This is a genomic window from Catenulispora sp. GAS73 (assembly GCF_041262085.1).
Lineage (GTDB): Bacteria > Actinomycetota > Actinomycetes > Streptomycetales > Catenulisporaceae > Catenulispora.
In genome coordinates this window covers 39,019-58,136 of sequence record NZ_JBGCCM010000004.1, presented here as the reverse complement: position 1 = coordinate 58,136, position 19,118 = coordinate 39,019, and the positions used below count along the sequence as shown (strand labels likewise).

The 19,118-nt window shown below is 68.0% G+C and carries 12 protein-coding genes; 5 read left to right on the top strand and 7 right to left on the bottom strand.

Going from position 1 to position 19,118, the window contains the following annotated elements; translation table 11 throughout:
• Positions 1-102: 102 nt before the first annotated feature.
• Positions 103-948 (bottom strand): helix-turn-helix transcriptional regulator, encoded by an 846-nt coding sequence (locus ABH935_RS07255; protein WP_370377005.1) that lies wholly within the window; start codon positions 946-948, stop codon positions 103-105.
• A 334-nt stretch (positions 949-1,282) separates the two neighbouring features.
• Between ABH935_RS07255 and ABH935_RS07250 the strand changes: the two genes are divergently transcribed.
• On the top strand, positions 1,283-2,596 hold the full coding sequence (locus tag ABH935_RS07250; protein ID WP_370377004.1) for a carboxylate--amine ligase: 1,314 nt from the start codon (positions 1,283-1,285) through the stop codon (positions 2,594-2,596).
• Between the two features lie 52 nt (positions 2,597-2,648).
• Here ABH935_RS07250 and ABH935_RS07245 read toward each other — a convergent pair whose 3' ends face one another.
• From ABH935_RS07245 to ABH935_RS07235, 3 genes are all read right to left on the bottom strand, one after another.
• Positions 2,649-3,707, bottom strand: coding sequence for an HTTM domain-containing protein (locus ABH935_RS07245; RefSeq protein ID WP_370377003.1), 1,059 nt, complete (start codon positions 3,705-3,707; stop codon positions 2,649-2,651).
• Complete coding sequence (locus tag ABH935_RS07240; RefSeq protein ID WP_370377002.1) at positions 3,697-4,398, bottom strand: DUF5819 family protein; 702 nt, start codon at positions 4,396-4,398, stop codon at positions 3,697-3,699. Before ABH935_RS07240 ends, ABH935_RS07245 begins: the two co-directional genes overlap by 11 nt.
• Before the next feature lie 84 nt (positions 4,399-4,482).
• A complete protein-coding gene (locus ABH935_RS07235) occupies positions 4,483-5,889 on the bottom strand; it encodes an ice-binding family protein (protein WP_370377001.1) in 1,407 nt (468 codons plus the stop codon).
• A gap of 882 nt (positions 5,890-6,771) precedes the next feature.
• On the opposite strand from ABH935_RS07235, the gene ABH935_RS07230 reads away from it, so the two are divergent.
• Positions 6,772-7,449 carry a hypothetical protein gene (locus ABH935_RS07230; protein WP_370377000.1) on the top strand — a complete coding sequence of 226 codons (678 nt, stop codon included), beginning with the start codon at positions 6,772-6,774 and terminating at the stop codon, positions 7,447-7,449.
• Between the two features lie 9 nt (positions 7,450-7,458).
• On the opposite strand, the gene ABH935_RS07225 is transcribed toward ABH935_RS07230, so the two are convergent.
• The 3 genes from ABH935_RS07225 to ABH935_RS07215 all read right to left on the bottom strand — a co-directional run bounded on the left by ABH935_RS07225 (position 7,459) and on the right by ABH935_RS07215 (position 14,816).
• Positions 7,459-9,726: an NB-ARC domain-containing protein gene (locus ABH935_RS07225; RefSeq protein WP_370376999.1), complete on the bottom strand. Its 2,268-nt coding sequence runs from the start codon at positions 9,724-9,726 to the stop codon at positions 7,459-7,461.
• 163 nt (positions 9,727-9,889) lie between these two features.
• Positions 9,890-11,185 carry an MFS transporter gene (locus tag ABH935_RS07220; RefSeq protein ID WP_370376998.1) on the bottom strand — a complete coding sequence of 432 codons (1,296 nt, stop codon included), beginning with the start codon at positions 11,183-11,185 and terminating at the stop codon, positions 9,890-9,892.
• Positions 11,186-11,552: 367 nt separating this feature from the next.
• On the bottom strand, positions 11,553-14,816 hold the full coding sequence (locus tag ABH935_RS07215; RefSeq protein ID WP_370376997.1) for a caspase family protein: 3,264 nt from the start codon (positions 14,814-14,816) through the stop codon (positions 11,553-11,555).
• Positions 14,817-15,401: 585 nt separating this feature from the next.
• Between ABH935_RS07215 and ABH935_RS07210 the strand changes: the two genes are divergently transcribed.
• The 3 genes from ABH935_RS07210 to ABH935_RS07200 all read left to right on the top strand — a co-directional run bounded on the left by ABH935_RS07210 (position 15,402) and on the right by ABH935_RS07200 (position 19,041).
• Positions 15,402-16,835, top strand: a complete 1,434-nt coding sequence (locus ABH935_RS07210; protein WP_370376996.1) for a hypothetical protein — start codon at positions 15,402-15,404, stop codon at positions 16,833-16,835.
• A 269-nt stretch (positions 16,836-17,104) separates the two neighbouring features.
• The gene (locus tag ABH935_RS07205) at positions 17,105-17,971 is read left to right on the top strand and encodes a transporter substrate-binding domain-containing protein (protein WP_370376995.1); all 867 of its coding nucleotides are present in this window, start codon (positions 17,105-17,107) and stop codon (positions 17,969-17,971) included.
• Positions 17,968-19,041 carry a hypothetical protein gene (locus ABH935_RS07200; RefSeq protein ID WP_370376994.1) on the top strand — a complete coding sequence of 358 codons (1,074 nt, stop codon included), beginning with the start codon at positions 17,968-17,970 and terminating at the stop codon, positions 19,039-19,041. Before ABH935_RS07205 ends, ABH935_RS07200 begins: the two co-directional genes overlap by 4 nt.
• Positions 19,042-19,118: the final 77 nt, after the last annotated feature.

Here is a 19,118-nt window from a genome sequence, read left to right as displayed (position 1 = left end):
AGGCCCACCTTGTCCACGGACAACTTGTCCCTGGACAACCGGTCCGGGATGTGGGCTGCCGTGCCGGCGCCGACAAGCACCGCCGAGCACCGACACGGGCGCTCAGATCACCGGGGCGACACCGCCACCGTCCACGACGGTCAGGCGTTGAAGCTTCTCCTCGCTCGGGGAACCGGGCTCGGCCATGAAGACCAGCAAGTCCTGGCTCTCGTCGGGATCCACCAGCCGCCAGCTGTGCATCTCCAACTCGCCCAGCTCCGGATGCAGGTAGCGCTTGAGCTCGTGATGGTGGGTCACGTCCACCTCGTGCCGGCGCCAGACCTCGGCGAACTCGGGACTGACCGCCAGCAGCGCCTCGACGATCTCGCCGGCGGTGCCCGCGGGGTCGGCCGTGTACACCGCCCGCAGATCCACGGTGAAGACCCGGCCGCGAAGGTCGTGGTCCTCGGGCGGATAGATGGCGCGCTGCGCCGGGTCAGTGAACCAGCGATAGACCAGGTAGCGGGACATCCCACTGAAACCCGTGTAGTCACCGAACAGGGCAACCGCCCCGCGGGTCTGCAGCAAGGTCTCGCCGAACTGGGAGAACACGATCGCGGGCGTGTCCGACAGGCGCTCGACGATGCGCCGCATGGCGGGACTGACGCGCTCGTCGCGCAGGACACGCCGCGGTGCCGAATGCCCGCCGAGCGCGAACAGGTGCTCGCGCTCGCTCGGGCTGAGTTTCAGCCCTTGCGCGAGTGCGGCGAGCATCTGCTCGGACGGCGTTGGACCGCGCTGCTGCTCGATCCGGCTGTAGTAGTCGGCCGACATGCCGGCCAGCACCGCGACCTCCTCACGGCGCAGCCCGCCGGCACGACGCCGCGAACCGCGTGGCAGGCCGACGTCCTCCGGCTGAAGCGCCTCGCGGCGAGCCCGGAGAAAGTCCGCCAGCAGTGACCGATCCATCGTCTCGTCCGTCTTTTCAGTTGGTGCGGTTGCGTCCGTCGCGAGGCTTGGCAGACCGCGGCGGCGCGGCGCGCATATGGGGTCCGGACACGGAGCGGTGGGTACAGACGTGCCGCCACGAACGGGCCGCTTCACATCGCCCCAAACATACCCACCGCGGAGCTGGCAAAGCTGTCGTCTCTGATTGATAAACGCTGTCCAAACGACCGCCACCTGGGTACTAAGCTGCGCGCATGTCAGATGCAGGGGCGCCGAGCCGCGAGTTATGGGGATCCCATTCGAGGGGTCGCGCGGCAGCGTGTTCGCGCCCGGATCGGATGGTCCAATGGCGCGCGTGACGGAGGCCACGCTGGACGCGGACACCGCGACCGAGGCCGTGCTCCTGAGGCTGGACCGCAATGTCTTCCATCACGGCGGGCTCGGGGTGATCCGCAGCCTGGGCAGGCTCGGGATACCGGTCTGGACCATGCGAGAGGACCGGTTCGCCCCGGCCGCGCTGTCCCGCTACGCACGCCGCCCGGTGTCCCCGATGCCGGCCGGCACCCACCCGGACGACGTCCTGGACCTGCTGGACCGGCTCGCCGACCGGCTGCCCGGCCCGGCCGTCCTGATCACCACCGATGACGCCGGAGCGATCTTCCTCGCGGAGTACGGCGACAAACTGCGCCCCCGCTATCTGTTTCCCAAGCCCCCGCCCGACCTGCCGCGCCGGGCGGCCGGAAAGGCGACCCTCGCCGAGATCTGCCGCACCGCCGGCGCTCCCCATCCGGCCACCGCGGTCCCGGTCGACGCCGCCGAGGCCACGGCCTTCGCGGACTCCTGCGGCTACCCGGTCATGGCCAAGGTGAACCGCTTCTGGGCGGCCGACAAAAGCACCAACGTGCGAAGCACCTCGATCGTCCACAGCCGGGCGGAGTTGCTGGCACTGGGCGAGCAGGTCCGCCGGGCGACCGGCGACGGCCCGGACACCGGCCTCCTGCTCCAGGAATACCTCGCGCCGACGGCGACCGGCGGACGCCAGGACTGGTTCTTCCACGGCTACTTCGACGCCGACTCACGCTGCCTGTTCGGCCACACCGGAACCAAGGTGCGCTCCTACCCGGCCTACGCCGGCCTGACCAGCTACGGCCGGTGGACGCCGAACCAGCGGCTCCGCGAGGAGTCGATCGCCCTGCTGACCGGGCTCGGCTACCGAGGAATCGTCAGCCTCGACTACTGCTGGGACCCGCGCGACGACAGCTACCGGCTCGTGGATTTCAACCCCCGCCTCGGCGCACAGTTCCGGCTGTTCCACGACTCGGCCGGCATCGACCTCGTCCGGGCCATGCACCTGGACCTCACCGGACGCGCCCTCCCTCCGGGGGAGGCGGTGCCGGGCCGGACACTGGCCGTCGAGAACTACGACCCGATCGCCATGCTCACCTACCGGCGGAACGAGAGCCTTTCTCTGCGCTCGTGGCTGTCCTCGATGCGCGCCGCGGACGAGTACGCCTGGTTCGCCCGCGACGACCTCGCCCCGTTCGCGATGACCGGCGCCCGGACGCTGTGGAGCGCGGCAGCACACCGGCTCCGCCGCGAGTACGGCGGTCGCGAGCGAGAACCTCGCCTTGATTCCCACCAGCACTGCGAATCCCACGGCGGCAACTGACCGTCGGCGGCACGTCCGACTCTCAGACCTTTGACAACGGAAAGAAGCCCTACTATAGGGTCTCACCTGCGTGAATCCAGCCGGGCATGGCGACGCCCCGATGCGAGCGCGTGAGAAGCCGATCCGGCAGGAACACGGCGTCTGCGACGATCATCGCGCCGGAGAACTCCGGCAGCCCCAGCAGGACCGCGATCCCGATGTGCATGCTGAGCAGGGCGCCGAGGAGGACGTACTTGAGCCTGCTGAACAGGGCGAAGGGAAAGGCGACCTGAACCAGGACGGTCAGGTACCCGGCGATCGCGGCGAGCACCTGGTGGCTGTCGGCCAGGTGGGAGAGTCCAGGCCAGGGTTGGAACAGGTCGAGGTTCAGGACGTAGTGCATCGCGGTTCCGTCACGCCACATGCTTCCCTGCACCTTGTACAAGCCGGCCGCCCCGTACAGGATGCAGACCTGAGCGGCGATGACGAACATGCCGCAGTTGTGCAGCAGCGTGCTGAGCAACCGCCGCACCAGGACCGCCTGCTGCCTTACGGGCAAAGGACCTGTGCGAGCCGAGACCGCTGGTCTCATTACGGGTGCGGACGTCCGGAGCCTTCGCCGGTGGGCGTCCAGTGACCAACACCGCCCACAGTCGGTCAACGTCAGGTACATGACCATCAGGACCGTGAGATTGTCGCCTCCGTCCGTCATGAAGAGGTAGCGGCTGTGGAAGGACGTGACCACGATGGCGAACAGGATCGAGATCGCCCGCGTGTGCCAGCCGAGCATGAACAGGGCGGCCGTGACCAGGGCCAGCGCGTAGCAGGTCTGGAAGTAGGCGGTGCTGTCCGACAGAGTCAGGATGCTGTGCCAGCCGCTCTGTCCTTCGAGTTCGCGGGCCAGGGACGGGGTCCAGGGCGATGCGGGCCCCCACATCTCGTCCCGGTTCGGGAACTCGCGCAGCAGGAACACCAGGTACAGCAGGCCGTATCCGATGCGGAGCACGCTTGCTGCGTGAAGCGAGATGGGCCGTTCGGTCAGGCAGGTGAACGCCCTGGTGATCAGGTCTGGTGCCGGGGCTGCCGCGTCGGCTGCCGGGCCGGGCAAAGTCCTCATCTGGTCAGCGCTCATGTGACGTCACCGACCACCACGGCAGGAGCCTGATACTGGGGGCGGGCGCGGGCGCGGCCGGCTGGTCGGCGCCGCCCGGCGGCGGGATCGGCGTCGAGGTGACGCGTAGTTGAACGGCATTGAATGTGGTGTGGCTGTGCGCGCTGATGCGTTGCACGGCGATGTTGCGGAGGTATTCCTGCAGCATGAGGGCCCGCGGGGACGAGACCTGGCCGTCGGCGCCCTGCGCGTCGGCGTAGGCGGCCCAGGCCCGGCGCAACATGTTCTGCGCGGTGTGGCTCGGGAAGAAGTCGTGCCGTACAGCTGCGTCGTCGACAGCAGTCAGGTCGACCCAATCGCCGGGACGGGGCGTTCCGTCCGAGGCGGTCATCGAGGCGCGCGCCGAGATCTGCTGCCGCGCGGATTGGGGATTCGGGGCGAACAGCTTCCAATCCTGCTCGAAGTAGGGGTAGACCCACGCGTTGATCTGTCTCTGATACAGCCGGGAGACGGTGTTCGACGGAGCGACGAACAGGAACACCGAGGCCACATGGACGAGGGTTGCCGTGAGGCACAACGCGACCGCACCGGCCACGATGAGCTCTGCGGGCCGTGACAGCTGTCGGCCCTCGCCGGGCGGCACGACGGGCTCGGGCGGAGGCGCGTACCCTTCGCCGGCGGCGTGGTGAGCCGCAGTGCTGATGTTGTTCACTGGATTGTTCCTTGTCCGTGCGGCAACTCCCCGGCCCTGGGTGCCGGGCCGGGGAGTCGCGCGGGCCTTACATGCGGTATCGCGTCAGGCGCGGTGTGACTGCCGACGGCGGATCAGCAACGTGCCGCCGATCAGGGCGACTGCGCTGAGCGGGATGAGGACGAGGGCGTCGGTGCCTGTGTGGGCCAGTTCCTTGCCGCCTGATGCGGACTCACCGGCTGTGGTGCCGCCGGTCGTGCCGGCTGTGGTGCCAGCTGTGGTCCCACCGGTTGTGCCGCCGGTGGTGCCGGCCGTGGTCCCGCCAGTCGTCCCGGCCGTGGTCCCACCGGTTGTGCCGCCGGTCGTGCCGGCCGTAGTACCGCCAGTCGTGCCGCCCGTCGTCCCGGCCGTGGTGCCGCCGGTCGTACCACCGGTGGTCCCGCCGGTCGTGCCACCGGTTGTGCCCGCAGTCGTCCCACCAGTGGTCGGGCCACCGGTCGTGCCACCAGTGGTGCCGCCGGTCGTGCCCGCGGTCGTTCCACCAGTGGTCGGGCCGCCAGTCGTGCCACCAGTGGTGCCTCCGGTCGTCCCGGCCGTGGTGCCGCCGGTCGTGCCACCAGTGGTCGGACCGCCGGTCGTGCCACCGGTCGTCGGGCCACCCGTCGTGCCGCCCGTCGTCGGGCCACCAGTTGTGCCACCGGTCGTGGGGCCGCCGGTCGTCGTGCCACCCGTCGTCGGACCACCAGTCGTGCCACCCGTCGTCCCACCGGTGGTCCCGCCCGTCTGGCACGTCGGACGGGTGATGGTGTTGGTGTCGAGCGTGACCGACCCGTTCCGGGCCAGGGCACGGCCGTCGATCGTCGCGCTGGTGGTGACCGAGATCGACGTCAGGGCCAGGATGTTGCCCACGAACGTGGTGCCCGTGCCCAGGGTCGCCGAACTGCCCACCTGCCAGTAGACGTTGCACGGCTGGGCACCGTTGATCAGCAGCACCCGGCTGGCCGAGGCCGTGGTCAGCGTCGACCCGATCTGGAAGATGAACACCGCGTTGGGATCACCGTGCGCATCGAGCGTGAGCGTCCCGGTGAGCCCGATCGACGACGAGGCCGTGTACACACCCGGCCCCTTCGTCAGACCGCCGAGATCCCCCGCGATCGCGGCGCTCGACGGCTGGCCGGCCGCGTTGTTGTAGGCGATGGTCAGGTCCGACTGCGCCTGCAGTGCCGCCGCGTCGGCCGCGTGGACGGCTCCGGCGACCGTGCCGGGAGGAAAGCCGGTCACCGAGGCCGGCCCCGCAGGGCTCACACCCAAGTCCCCGGTGATCGTGGTGGGTCCCGTATTGGTGACGCCCTGACCGCCCAGCACCGCGTAAGTCGCGGCAGTCCCGAGCCCGACCGCCGTGGCGGCGTTCACGCGAGCCGGAAGGAGCGCCGCCCCGGCGACCACCAGCGATGCGAGCAAACCCCCGCTGACCCGGGCGGCGAACCCATGGCGGTGAGATCTCGCAGACAAGCTAGCTCTCATGATGACCCCAGAATCTCTCAGAGATGGTTCGACATGTCCCGCACCTGCGCCTTAAATCCGAGAATCCATTCATCGGCCTTTTGAACCCTTCGACCACCGAGATCGATCTCGGACTTTTGCGTATGAGCGGAACTAGAGAAAGTGGAACCATAGCCCTGAAAATGGGAATCAAAACGCACGCGGAAGGCTTGACCGAAGAGTTATTAATCACTAACGAGTGAACGGCGTTACGCCGTCTCAGGGACCCACCGGGGAATTGAGAGGGTCGTTGCTCTGGTGTGCCTCCAGGCCACCGAGCAGGCCTGGACCGCACGAGGCCCACCACCAAGGGGTGGACTTCTCACCCGAGCCCGAACGCAGCAGCCTCCCGCCGAACACATAGAAGAATAATGTGTAGAGGTATTTGATACGACGACACGGGACGGCCGATGCGACGCGACGGAAGCCCGGAAGCGCTACATTCTGGGTAATGAAAAGGGAAGACGATGGGATCGTCTTCAACTTTCATCGTATGATGACAGCCCAGGAAATCCGGCGGCTCCCGATCAGTGACGTGCCGGGACCATCTGCTGGGTGCCACCGACCACCCGACCCGTGCCTGGGCCACTCAGGTTGCCCGGAAACTCGCCGCGGATCTGGAACAGGCATCAGAACACGAAGAAGCTTCAGAACTCCGCGGGTCAGAGCCCTGAGGTGATCTCTCCAGCGCACGTGTCTCGATAACGCCTGACATAGCCACCCGCGTGGACGCGTAGCGCGACCTGCCATGGGGCATTTCAGCCATACCAATCGGATTCAGTCAGGTGAAAAGCCAGCAAACCCTGCGCGACATCGGCGGTGAAGAAGAGCGAATACGCACCGGGAGGCGATGTGTTCGAGGTGGCCACCGTATGGCAACTGCGCTTGCCCACCGTACTTCCGGCGGCGCATCGGGTTCTGCCCGACGGCGCCGACACGGCGGAGACGATCATCGCGATGGCCGACGAATGGTCGCAGTTCGGGGGACGCTTCCAGATGATCGCCCGCACCGGCGACAGCATGCGTAAGCCGGTCTACGTCTCCGACGACTTCTACCGGCGCTTTCCGCGCTCGACGGCCGACCGCACGGTGTTCGAGCCGCATCGCACGCCGGCGATGACGAACTTGCTGATCCGCCTGGCGATGCACGCGGCCGCGCGCTGTCCGGAAGCCGGACCGGACCTGGTGGCACCGTACCTGCGCTACGTGGACGACCGGCACCGATGGGGTGCCCTGACATGCGACGTCGGCGCACTCGCCCTGGCCGTCCTCGACGTCCAACTCACCGGCGACCCCAAGGTTGCCCTGTGGTACCTCAACACCGTGGAGTGTTCGGTCAGCCGTTGCCTCGCGCATCAGCCAGCCCCGGCCGACGGCCGCTGGCAGTGGCCCGACCACGAGACCGTGACGCCACTGCCGTGGCGATCGATACCGACGCCGGCGTGGCTGCCGGGCGGAGGTACCGCCGCCGAGCTCGATCCGACGATTCCGGAGGCGCAGGCTCATCCGTTTTTCAGGACGGCGCGCTGACCGAATCCCTCATGCCCGAGCCGTCGGATCAACATCGATCCGCTCGTCATACCGGATCGGCGAGCGCTCAAGCCTGCGGCGCAGCCGGTCCGCCGTCGGCTCGTCGAGCTTGTCCAGGATCGCGGTGGTGCCGGCCACATGGTCGCGGGCCGCGGGGGTGCTTCCCCGCGCGTGGAGTGCGCGGGCTTGGCCGTGAACGCATTCGAGTTCGTGGTACAGGTCGCCGGCGTCGTGGAAGCGTGTTGTGGCTTCGGTGAAGCTGACGTAGGCCTCTTGGTGGCGTTGCAGGACCAGGTAGGTGAAGCCGAGGTTGCGGACCGCCATGGCGTGCGGGAGGCCGTTGGTCGTCGATCGCATCGCCGCGACCGCCTCCAGCACGTACTCCAGCGCTTCTTTGGGGCGGCGGAGGTCGTGGAGGCAGGTGGCGTAGTTGCTCAGGGCGCTGGCGAGCAGGACCGGCTCGGCGACCCTGCGCGCGATCGGAAGCGTTTCCGCTGCTACGGCAAGGGCTTCCTGGGTGCGGCCGGCGGTGGTCATGCAGAAGACCATGTAGCTCATGAGGAACACCTGGCCGGCTTCGTCGCCGACTTCGCGGTACTTCGCCAACGCCGCCGCGAAGTACGCCTCGGCTTCCTCGACCCGGCCGAGCTCCGCCATGGTGACGAGGTGGGCCAGAGCCAGGGCCTCCCCGTACGCGTCCCCCGAGGCGCGGGCGCCGTCCAGGCCCAGCAGGCGAAGCTCGATGATCTCCTTGAGACGACCCGTGAAGTACAGATGTCGCTTCATCGCGGCGGATATCCGGGAGCAGAGCAGCCCGTACCCCTGCCCGGATGCCACCTCGACGCTCGCGGTCAGGTTGGGCAGCTCCTGGTCGAACCAGGCCGTCGCCGCGGCCGCGTCCGAGAACGTCGCAGGCCTCGCACAAGCGATTCCGTCAGGAACTCCCGGACGATAGCCGTCGGAGCCGATGGCGCTGTCGGCGTTTATCGCAGACACCGCGTACCACGACAGCACCCGCCCCAGAGCCTCGTCACGGAGCTCCGAGGACTCCTCAGACGCAAGCTTCTCCATCGCATACGTGCGCAGCAGGTCGTGGAACTCGTACCGACCCTCCCTGCGCTGTTCAAGTAGATACTCGTCGGTGAGCCCTTCGAGCAGATCCAGTGCGTCGCCCACGGTCGTCCCCAGCAACGCGGCCGCCGACTCGGCGGTGGCGTCGCGCCCCGGATGCGCCGCCAGGAGCCGGAACATCCGCCGCGCCCCGGGGTCCAGCGTCGTATAGGAGAGTTCGAAGACCGGTCTCGGCGTGTTCGACGCGGGCCCGAACCCGTCGATCCGGTCGACACGAAGGCGTCCCAGCAAGTCCCCCAATGTCCAAGCGGGGCGGGAACGCAGCCGCGCGCCGGCCAGAGCGACCGCCAGCGGCAGCCCGCCGCACAGCGCGACGATCTCACCCGCCGCCTGCTGTTCCGCGGCGACTCTGTCCGCGCCCGCGATCCGGGCCAGGAGCGTCGTGGCCTCCTCCGAGCTGAACACGTCCAGACGGTGCGAAAACGCGTTGTCCAGGCCGGCCAGACTCCGACGGCTCGTGACCAGCACGAGACAGCCCGGGCCGGCCGGGATCAGACTCCTGACTTGCTCTTCGCTTCCGGCGTTGTCCAGAACCACCAGCGCACGCCGGCCGTACAACCGGTCACGGAACATCGCCGCCCGCTCGTCGAGCACATCGGGAATGTTCTGCGGGGCGACCCCCAACTGCCTCAGGAACGCCCCCAACACAGTGCACGGATCCGCCGGAGGATATTCCGGGTCGAACCCGTGCAAGTTCACGTAGAACTGCGCATCAAGGTAACGTCCGGCGCGGACCAGCGTGTGCGCGAGGCGGAGCGCGAGCTGCGTCTTCCCGATGCCGCCCATACCCTCGATCACCGAGACCACCACCGTGCCACCGTGCCCGGGCGCGGCCTCGATCGCCGTCGTGAGCTCGTGCAGATCCCGCACCCGCCCGGTGAAGGTCGGCAGATCCGCCGGCAGCTGCCGAAGCACCCCGGACGCCCCGCCGGTCTTGGCGTCGGCATGGACCCGGACGCAGGCCTGCCGCCACTGGGCCACCGTGGACTCGCTCATCCCCAGCGCCGCCACCACGGCCACCACCAGATCGAGATCCAGCCGCCGCCGCATCGGATCGAACATCTCGCTCAGGGTGACGTGCGACAGCGGCCGCGCCGGCGTCAGGCGCGCCCCCGCCTTCTTGGCCAAGGTGCGGTACGAAGGCATACCGCACGAAATCCTCAGCTGCTCCAGCAACCTGATGAAATCCGGGAGATCCGCTGCCCGCCTGGGATCCGGATACCCGCCGGCTCGCACATCGAGGTCTCGGAGCGCTTCCCCTTTTGCCATGGGGTGAGTTTATGGAACCGACAACACGTTCGCGCCGGCTTCAACTCGCCGGCGTCCCAATGAGCTGCGCCCGCTCCCCCAGCGCCTTCTCCGAGTCGTAGCGCAGCAGCGACGGCACCAGCGCGGCCAGCAGCCCGATGCCGGCCAGGCACGCCAGGCCGCCGGAGACCACCGATACCCGCGGCGTGAAAGCCGTTGCCACCGCTCCGGATTCCAGGTCGCCGAGGCGTGGACCGCCGGTTACCACGACCATGTAGACGCCCTGCAGGCGCCCCTGAAGGCCCGGGGGCGTCACCACCTGCATCATCGTCGAGCGGTACACGGCGCTGACCTGGTCCGCGGCACCGGCCAGCGCGAGCATCAGCAGGCCGAACCAGAGCACGGAGGTGGCGCCGAACACTGCTATGGAGCCGCCCCAGACCACGATCGCCAGGACCACGCCGAGCCCTTGGCGCCGGACCCGGGTGATGAGCCCGCCGAGGCCGGTCATCAGCAGCGCGCCGGCGGCCGGGGCGGCGTACATGAGGCTGGCCGTGCCCGCGCCGCCGTGGTACTGGCCGAAGGCCAGCGCCGGGTACAGGGCCTTGGGCATGCCGAAGATCATCGCGTTCACGTCCGCCAGGAACGAGGCCATGATGATCCGCTGCCCGCGCACGAAGCGCAGGCCCTGGAGCACCGAGGCGAGCCCGGCCCGGGGCGCGTCCTCGGCGGCGGGCAGCGCGGGCAGGCGCGCGACCGCGTAGAAGGCCGCGACGAACGACGCCACGTCGATCCCGTACGCCCACGCGAAGCCGCCGGCCCCGACCGCGACCCCGGCCAGCACCGGCCCCACGATCACCGAGAAGGTCATGCTGCCGTAGGACAGCGTGTTGGCCGCGGGCAGCTTCTCGGGGCGGACCAGCAGCGGCGTGATCGAGCGCCGCGCCGGGTTGTCGACGGCCGCGAAGCCCGCCTGTACCGCGACACAGACGAACAGCAGCGGCACGCTCCGCAGCCCAGCGGCCGCCTGCGCCAGCAGCGCGACGCTGACCGCCGTCGTCGCCGCCGAGGTGACCAGCAGCAGCTTGCGCCGCTCGACCGCGTCCGCGATCGCCCCGCCGTACAGGCCGAAGAACACCAACGGCACCAGCGCCGCCAGGCTCACCAACCCGACCTGCAACGACGAGTGCGTGATCGAGTACACCTGGACCGGCACGGCGACCTGCGTCACCTGCGTCCCGATCGACGACACCGCCTGCCCGGCGAACAGCCGACGGTACGCCGGCGACTCCCGCAGCGGCGTGATGTCCGAGACGGCTGCTCGGGCCGCTCGGCCCAGACGTGCGGTAAGGCTCACCGCGGCATGCTATCTGTGACAGCTGCGGCGAGCGGCGGCGGTGGCGGCGAGCGGCGGCAGCGGCGAGCAGCGGCGGCGGCAAGCGGCAGCGGCGGCGGCAAGCGGCAGCGGCGGCGAACGGCAGCGGCGAACGGCGGCGGTGGCGAGCGGCGGCGGCAAGCGGCGGCTGCGGCGGCGGCGAACGGCGGCGGTGGCGAGCGGCTGCGGCGAGCGGCGGCGGCAAGCGGCGGCTGCGGCGGCGGCAAGCCGCCGAGTTGTGTCAGCCGGCGGCGGCCGAGACTTCCAGCGATGTCCGTCGCAGCGGCAGACGCTGATGCCGTGCGCCATCCAGCGCATGACGCAGTCACCTACCACCGAAGGCACGCAGTCAACACACCGTCGGCTTCGACCGCATGCGGCGCTGAAAGACCGCGAGGTCGTGACCCAACCCGACGGCCAGGTAGCCGTCGGTATTGACAGCGATCGCAGCGGCAGCAGTCAGCGTGAGATGAGGGCTGAAAGCAGTTCGAGTTCGCAGGTCCCAACTCCGTACTGTGCCGTCCTTAGCCCCTGTGATTGCCAACGGGGTCCCGTTCAGGCTGGTGCATGCCACGGCGAATACGGCGCCGGTATGCTCGGTCATCGGTTCGCCGACGAGTTGTCTCGTCCGTAAGTCCCAGACCCGCACAGCGCCATCTTTGCCGCCGGTAACTGCCAACGGCGTTCCATCGATGGTGGTGCATGCCACGGCGAATACGGCGCCGGTGTGCTCGGTCATCGGTTCGCCGACGGGTTTTCTCGTCCGCAAGTCCCAGATCCGCACAGCGCCGTCCTTGGAGCCCGTGACCACGCACTGGAGTCCGTCGACCTCCGTACACGCCACTGCGTACACCTCGTCGGCGTGTTCGGGCAATGGTTCGCCGAGTTGTCTTCCCGTACGCAAACTCCAGATCCGCACCATACCGTCGGCGCCGCCGGTGACAGCGACCGGAAGTCCGTCGATCTCGGTGCATGCCACCGACCACACCATCCCGGTGTGCGTGGTCGAGTCCTCGCTGACTCGCTGTCCGGTGCGCAGGTCCCAAATCCGCACCGTGCCTTCTCCGCCGGTGATCGCGAGAGGAGTCCCGTCCACATTGGCGCATGCCAGCGCGAATATCTCGTCGGTGTGCTCCGTCAGTGGTTCGCGGACGAGCTGTCCGGTACGCAGGTCCCAGATCCGCACCGTGGTGTCGGCGCTGCCCGTCACAGCGACAGGGACCCCGTCGAGCTCGGTGAACGCCACTGACCACACCCTTCCGACGTGCTCAGCCCAGATATCCTCAGGCGAGCCGTCCAGCGTGGCCCGAGCCGCTGTGGCACCGGTGGCCCATACAGGTGCCCAGTCGCCGACTGGCATGCGAGCTATGAGTTCGCGGTGGAGGACATGGGCCCCGGCTCGGGCGGCCTCCAGCGAGAGGAGTGCGCGACGCTCGCCGTGCGTGGTGTCAGTGAGTGAATCCAGCGCGGCCCTGTAGACGGCGCCGGCCGCGCGAGCAGTATCGCTGCGAGTATGGCCCAGGTGCGGAGCCAGATCGCGAGGAGCGACGTGCACCAGGAACTCGGCGTCGGTGACGATGTCGTCCAACAAGCCCGCACACCTCGCGTGGAAAGCTATGTGACGCAAGGTGTAGGGGTGGGCCCGGCGCCAGTCACGTCCGCCGTCATTGCGGTAGGGCACCCTCTCCGAAAGCGTTTGTGTTAAAGCGGTATGCACCATCGTGTCGTCAATGCCGTCTGTCAGGAGCTCTGCCAGAGATCGGTGGAACAGGCGGTAGACCGACCGTCCATCGTCGACACTCTCAACGGCATACGATCCTGCGGCCTGGCGCAGCCAGAACAGGTGCTCGTCAGAGTATTCCCGTCCGGAGATCGCGCTGGCGAGCGGTGCCCACAGGTCTTCCCACGGCAGCCCCTTACCCTGCGCGAAGGCCAACGGACGCAGCAGGTCTACCGCGACGTCGGCGCGTTCGTGCAGGCGTGTGGCCAGATCCTCGGTCATCGCGGACCGAGCATGAGCCGGCAGGCCCGCCCGCCAGGCCGGATCGGCTGGGTCCGGCACGACCTCGCCCTCGGCGGCGAGGGTGCCGGCGACGATCCGCGCGACCAGGAACGACTTGTCCGCCGCGGCGGCGACCGCTTCGGCGACAGGCAAGGCGATCTCGGGATGCAGCCGGTACGGAGACGACGGGTGTGCTTCGATCAGGCTGCGGACGGCATACGCGGTGATCGCGGCGGGGTCGGCGTAACGCGGGGAGTCGAGGTCGACCCAGGCGGCGTCGCTGACGCCGAGCCGGGGCACCAGGTCGGCGCGGGTACCCAGCAGAAGCCGGATCCGGCCCTCGGAATGCCTGATCAGTGGCCTGAGAACCCTGGCGCACAACTCGTCGGGATCGGCGGCCTCGTCGAGCGCGTCGATCAGGATCGTCACAGGGCGCTGTCTCCGGTTACGCGGCAGCGCCTCCAGCAGATCGCCGACCGATCCGGCTCCGGCACCGCTGATCCGGACGGCGCCCGCGATCGCACGCAGCGCTTCGGCGGCGGTGAGTTGCGATCCGGACAGCACCAAGTCGATCGAACCCAGTTCGGGAAGCGAGCTTCGCGGCAAGTCCAGGGCGTCGACGGGCACAGACCGTCGTCGCTCCGGATCGGCCAGCGCCGCGACCACGCCGAGCACGGCGCTCTTGCCCGAACCCGGGCCGCCGACGACCACCCGGCAGGTCGCGTCGGCTTCGTCGCGATCCCGCGTCAAAGGAGCGTTCAGCCATCCGGCCAACTCGATCAAGGCTTCCTTGCGTCCACAGAACCACCAGCCCGGTTTCACGTCCACGCCGTGATAAGCCATCGCGCGTTCCACCAACTGTGCGGTGGATCGTGCCTGGCGCGCCGGGTCTCGCGCGTCGTCGGTCGTGGCCTGCTGGACCGCCACGGTGACGTCGGTCAGGTCCGGATCATGACGGGGGCTGTGGAAGAAATCCGGCGGCCGACCGTGCAGCCCGGTCATGGTGAACCCACTGTGTTGGTACCTGGGCCGGGCCTGGGAGTCGTTCATGTGCTGCACGATCGCGCCGATCGGCAGGGAGACCGGACCGTACCCGGTGACGCGAAGACTCCCGACCGCCTCGCTCAACAGCTGAGGGAACGCCGCCGCCTCAGCCTGTTCGTGCGGCTGGGCGGAAACGATGATCACCAGGCTGGAGCCGCTCTCGGTCGTCGCGTCCCAGGTATCGCCCAGATCCCGCAGAGCGGTCGCGGCCAGCTCGTTTCCGCCCTGCCCGGAGTAGCAGGCGTCGAGCAGCAGCATGACGTGGCGCAATTTCGTGTCGCGCAGCAGGACCGACGCCAAATCCGCGGTCCGCAGGCTGGTGTAGGTCTCGTCGGCGGGATCGGTGTCAGCGGTGAAGAGCACGTGCTCGCGACGGTTGCCCAGAATCGTGCCGTGGCAGGACAGGTACACCGCCAACAGATCGTCCTCGCGGCGCAGCGGGGAAGTGCAGAACGCCCGCAGCCCGTCAAGCAGTTGCTGCCTGCTCGGATCCAGCTCGGTCATGGCGTGGTATCGGTATCCGAGCGTTCCGGTGAACAGCTCCACGATGTTTTCACGAGCGTCCATCAGCTGCGGTCGGTCCAGCTCCGGCCATTTGGGATATCGGCACACCGCGGAGGCGATGAGGTATCTCCGCGGCCCGCGTCGGTCGTCGGCAGTTGATGTGCTCACGCTGATGTCCAGGTGAATGCCGCAGTCGCCACCACAGTCCCCACGTTCGACTCGGAATGCCGACTTCTTTTTATATGCACCGCGCCGCTTCGGCAACCGAGTCCATCGGGCTCGACTACGGCATCAACTCCTGGCGACGGATGGCAGAAAAGCGTCACCGCGGCTCGCCCCGGCCTGGCCAGACCGGTCGGCAGGGTTCAGCGGCGGTACTGGGCAACGTCGTGCCCAGTACTGAAATTATTCATGCCTTTCCTCATAGAGGCGAGCACACCGGAGATCATGCCGTTATCTCCGTAAGAAATCAGAACCCTGCTAGGCTGTCGCCCCATCCGAAGCGGATCGCATCCGCGGCACGCTTCGACCTGCGCCGCGTCTACTCATGATCGGCAATGCACAGGGAATTCTCTCAAATTCTCGACTCCTGGGGGGATGTTGAGCGTTTTCGTCGCGATCCCGCGTGGGACACGGCATAAGCGGAGCATGACGTCACGGGTCCGCGCAGGGTGGCCCGCCTGGATATTGATCCTTACCGGTTCCCTGGCCGTGGTCTTGACCGCCGGGCTGGGAGCGACAGCGGCGGTCACGGTCCACGACCAAGCCGCGCGGCTCGCCGATGTGACCGCGGCGGAGCAGCGGCTGGCCGCCGGGGGCCTGGACGACGACCTCACCAGAGACCTGCTCCGGGTTCAGCAAGACGAGGTGGCGTTGTTCCGAACGCACGTCGACTCCTCGGCCCAAGATCCGCAACTTCGTGATCCCTCTCTTGATCTGTACACGGTGGACCAGGACCTCACCGCGATCACGCATCGGCCCGGGGTGTCGACGGCGGCGGTGAGCGACGCCGACTTGATCCAGCGCGAGCTGGCCGTCTACACCGGCCTGGAAGCGATGGCGGTGTCCGAGAACCGTCAGGCAATGCCAGTAGGGGCGGCCTACCTGCGGGAAGCATCCGGCTACCTCCGGGACAACACCCTTGACCGTGCGGAGGCCATCTCGCAGGAGGATCGTGCCCGGCTCCTGGCCCAGAACGAGGCCGCGGCGGGGTACCCCCGCCTGCTGGTCGTGGTCGCCGTCGTGGCCTTGGCTTACTTGGTGGTCGCGCAGGCGTTTCTCGCATGGCGCACCCATCGCGTGTTCAACGTGCGGCTGCTGACCGCCGGCCTTCTGGTCGTCCTGGTCGCGGGCGCGGCGGTGACCGCCCTGTTGATCAGCCGCCATCGGGCCGTCGACGCGGGTCCGTCGGCCAAGTCCGCCGCGGACCTCACGGCGGTGCAGCGTGACGTGACACGAATGGGATTCGACGATCAGCTGACGCTGTCAGACTTCGGCGAGGACTGCACCGGAACGATATCGCCGGCGACCGGCGACCGCTCGACCATCTACACGTACCCGTCTACCTGCGCGTACGAACAGGACGTGCTGGACAGCTTCACGGGATCGGGCACCTTCTCGCAGGACCTGGAAACGGCAGTGCAGAGCGCGCCCGACGACGGACTGCGTGCGCAGCTTGCCGGGGTGCAGAGGTCGGCGGCCGGCTGGACGGCCGATGAGATGTCCCTTCCCACCTTGCAGAACCTCGCCGCCTACCCGTCGACCCATATGGACCAATACCCTCGATACGACCCTGATTTCCTTTCCCAGGAGCTCCCGCGCTATACGAGTCCTGACGTAGAAGCCCAGGCCGGCAAAGCCGTCACTGAAGACTTCGACGCCATGCAGCAGGTGCTGCCCGGTGCCATCGACCGGGAATGGGCCGGCTTCGCCCGGCAGACGGGAGGAGACAGACATCTGCTGGGTCTTCTCGCGAGCATCCCGGTGCTGCTCGGCGCCGTGGGCGTCGCCCTGCTGTTGATCGTCGCAAGTTTCCGGCAGGTGGTCCGCGAGCACTTCTCAAGTGGGGAGGACGATCGATGACACCCGGGTCTTCTGTTCCTCGACGGCGTCTCCTGCGGTTCGGGACGTTACTCGCGACCCTGATGCTCGCGGGCTGCACGACGGTGAGCGCCCCGCAGGCCAGGCCCGCTCCGGTCCCGGTCCCGGTGCCCAATGACGCCGCCGTCCTCCCGATGACCGGCGACACCATCGAGCCGGTTCGGACCACTCAGCCACCGTGCGCGAACAGTCCCGGGAGTAATCCATGGGCGAGTTTCCGGCCGCCGTCGCCGATGCCGACTCCCGGCGACATGCCGACAGGCAGCGCCATGCGCGCGATCCAAGATCGGGGATATCTCATCGTCGGCGTGGATCAAGACCAGTTCCACATGTCGGCCCGGAATCTGTCCCTGTCTCCGCCGGCCGGCGAACAGTACTCGGGCTTCGACGTGGACATGGTGCACGCGGTCGCCGCGGCGATCTTCGGCAAGGACGGTGCCGACAACATCAAGTACATGCCGGTGACCCTCGCCTACCGTATGGGCGCCGTGTATCAGGGTGTCGTGGACATGGTCGCGGACAGCGTCACCATCACCTGTGGCCGGTGGGCGCAGGTGGACTTCTCCGTCAGCTATCTGGCCCCGGGCCAGCGGCTTCTGGTTCCCCGCAGCGACACGGCGATCTCGCTCACCCTCGACGCCAACGGCGTTCCCCACGTCGCCGGGCTTACCGGGAAGAAGGTCTGCACGATCGGGAGTTCGACGTCACAGGGGAACCTCGGCGCGCTTGAGACCGGCGGAGGGTTCCGGATCGTACTCGCCGAGAACTGGTCCGACTGCATCGTGCTCCTGCAGCAGGGCCAGGTATCGGCGATATCCACGGATGACACCCTCCTTCACGGCATCACAGTCGAGGATCCATATTTGAAGGTGGTGGGTCAAAGGTTCTCGTATGAACCGCTCGGGTTTGTGTTTCCCCGAACCGATCCCAGCTCTGCCGACAACTCCCAGTTCGTCGGCTTCACCAACGGCGTCATCACCCGGCTGGAGTCGGCCGACCGGAACGGCTACTGCCCCGAGGCGATGACGAATGCCGATACCACGTGCTGGTCTGCGATATATCGAACCTGGCTCGGATCCGAAGTTCCAGCCCCGCCCCCCATCTACTACCTGCCATGACGCGGGAGTGGAACTGGGAGGAGGTCCGGCGACAGCTCGAAGCACAGCGTGAGTCGCTTGGCCGGCAGACCGTGCTCTTCGACGGGTTGAAGCAGGACCACACCTATCTGTCGCTGCCTCAGACCGTGGGACGCACTGCCGTGCGGTGGGTGCGAGCCTGCGAACAGATGGAAGCGGCTAGGTCGTTGCTGGGGAAATGGCGCGCTGTGCTTGAGGAGGTGGACTCGATGGTGACACGGCGGCAACCGGATCCGTATGAGGCGGCCAGACCGTTGTACGAGGAGATTGTGAGTCTCGACGACACCGATCGTTCCACGCCGGTCCGGCGTCTCCCGGGCACTGTCTCCGTCGAACACCGGTACGCACTGAATGATCTGTGCCCGCGCGTGGAGCGGCACCTGCGTGCGGTCCGAGGTCTGGTCACGGAGGTCGAGACGATCAGGGAGGCTGCCCGTTCCATCGAGGATCGGTGGCGTCTCGTCGTGTCGGCCCCGAACCGCGGGGCATTGTCCGGCGTCGCCGATGTCCTGCGCGACCGTGTCGATCAGATGCGCGTGGACGCGGTGGCGGACCCGTTGAAACTCAACAGACGCGCGCTTGTCTCGCTGCACGCCGAGGTGGTCGAGTTTCACTATGACCTGCCCTCGTCGAAAGCAGCTCGCGACGATGTCAAGGCTCGTGCCGCGGCGGCCGAATCGGCCATCGACGTCCTTGAAGCCCAGGAGTCGTACGCACGCGAGATGCGGGCCACCGTCATCGAACGTGTCCCCTACCTCCGAGTGCTGCCCTCACCCGGTGTCGCCGCCGAGTTCCGGGCGCGCCTCGATCCGCTCACCGCTCGCCTGCACCGGGACTGGTGGAACGTCACCGGGGAACTCGCCGCGCTGGCGAAGGAAGTGGACAACGCCGTCGATCTGGCGACCGAGGTCATCAGAGTGAGCAGCCGCTGTGTCCGTGACGACTGTGTGCGCGACGACAGCCTCGGCGGCGAGCTCGACGAGCTCGGGATCTGCCCTCACTGCTTTCGCGCGCCGACGCTGGACCCGCTGGCCCGATGGGAGCGGCTGTGATCGCCTGTGCCAGGAACGATTGTGACGGTGGCCTTCTCGACCAGGACGGAATCTGCGAAGCCTGCTTCCGGGGTCCG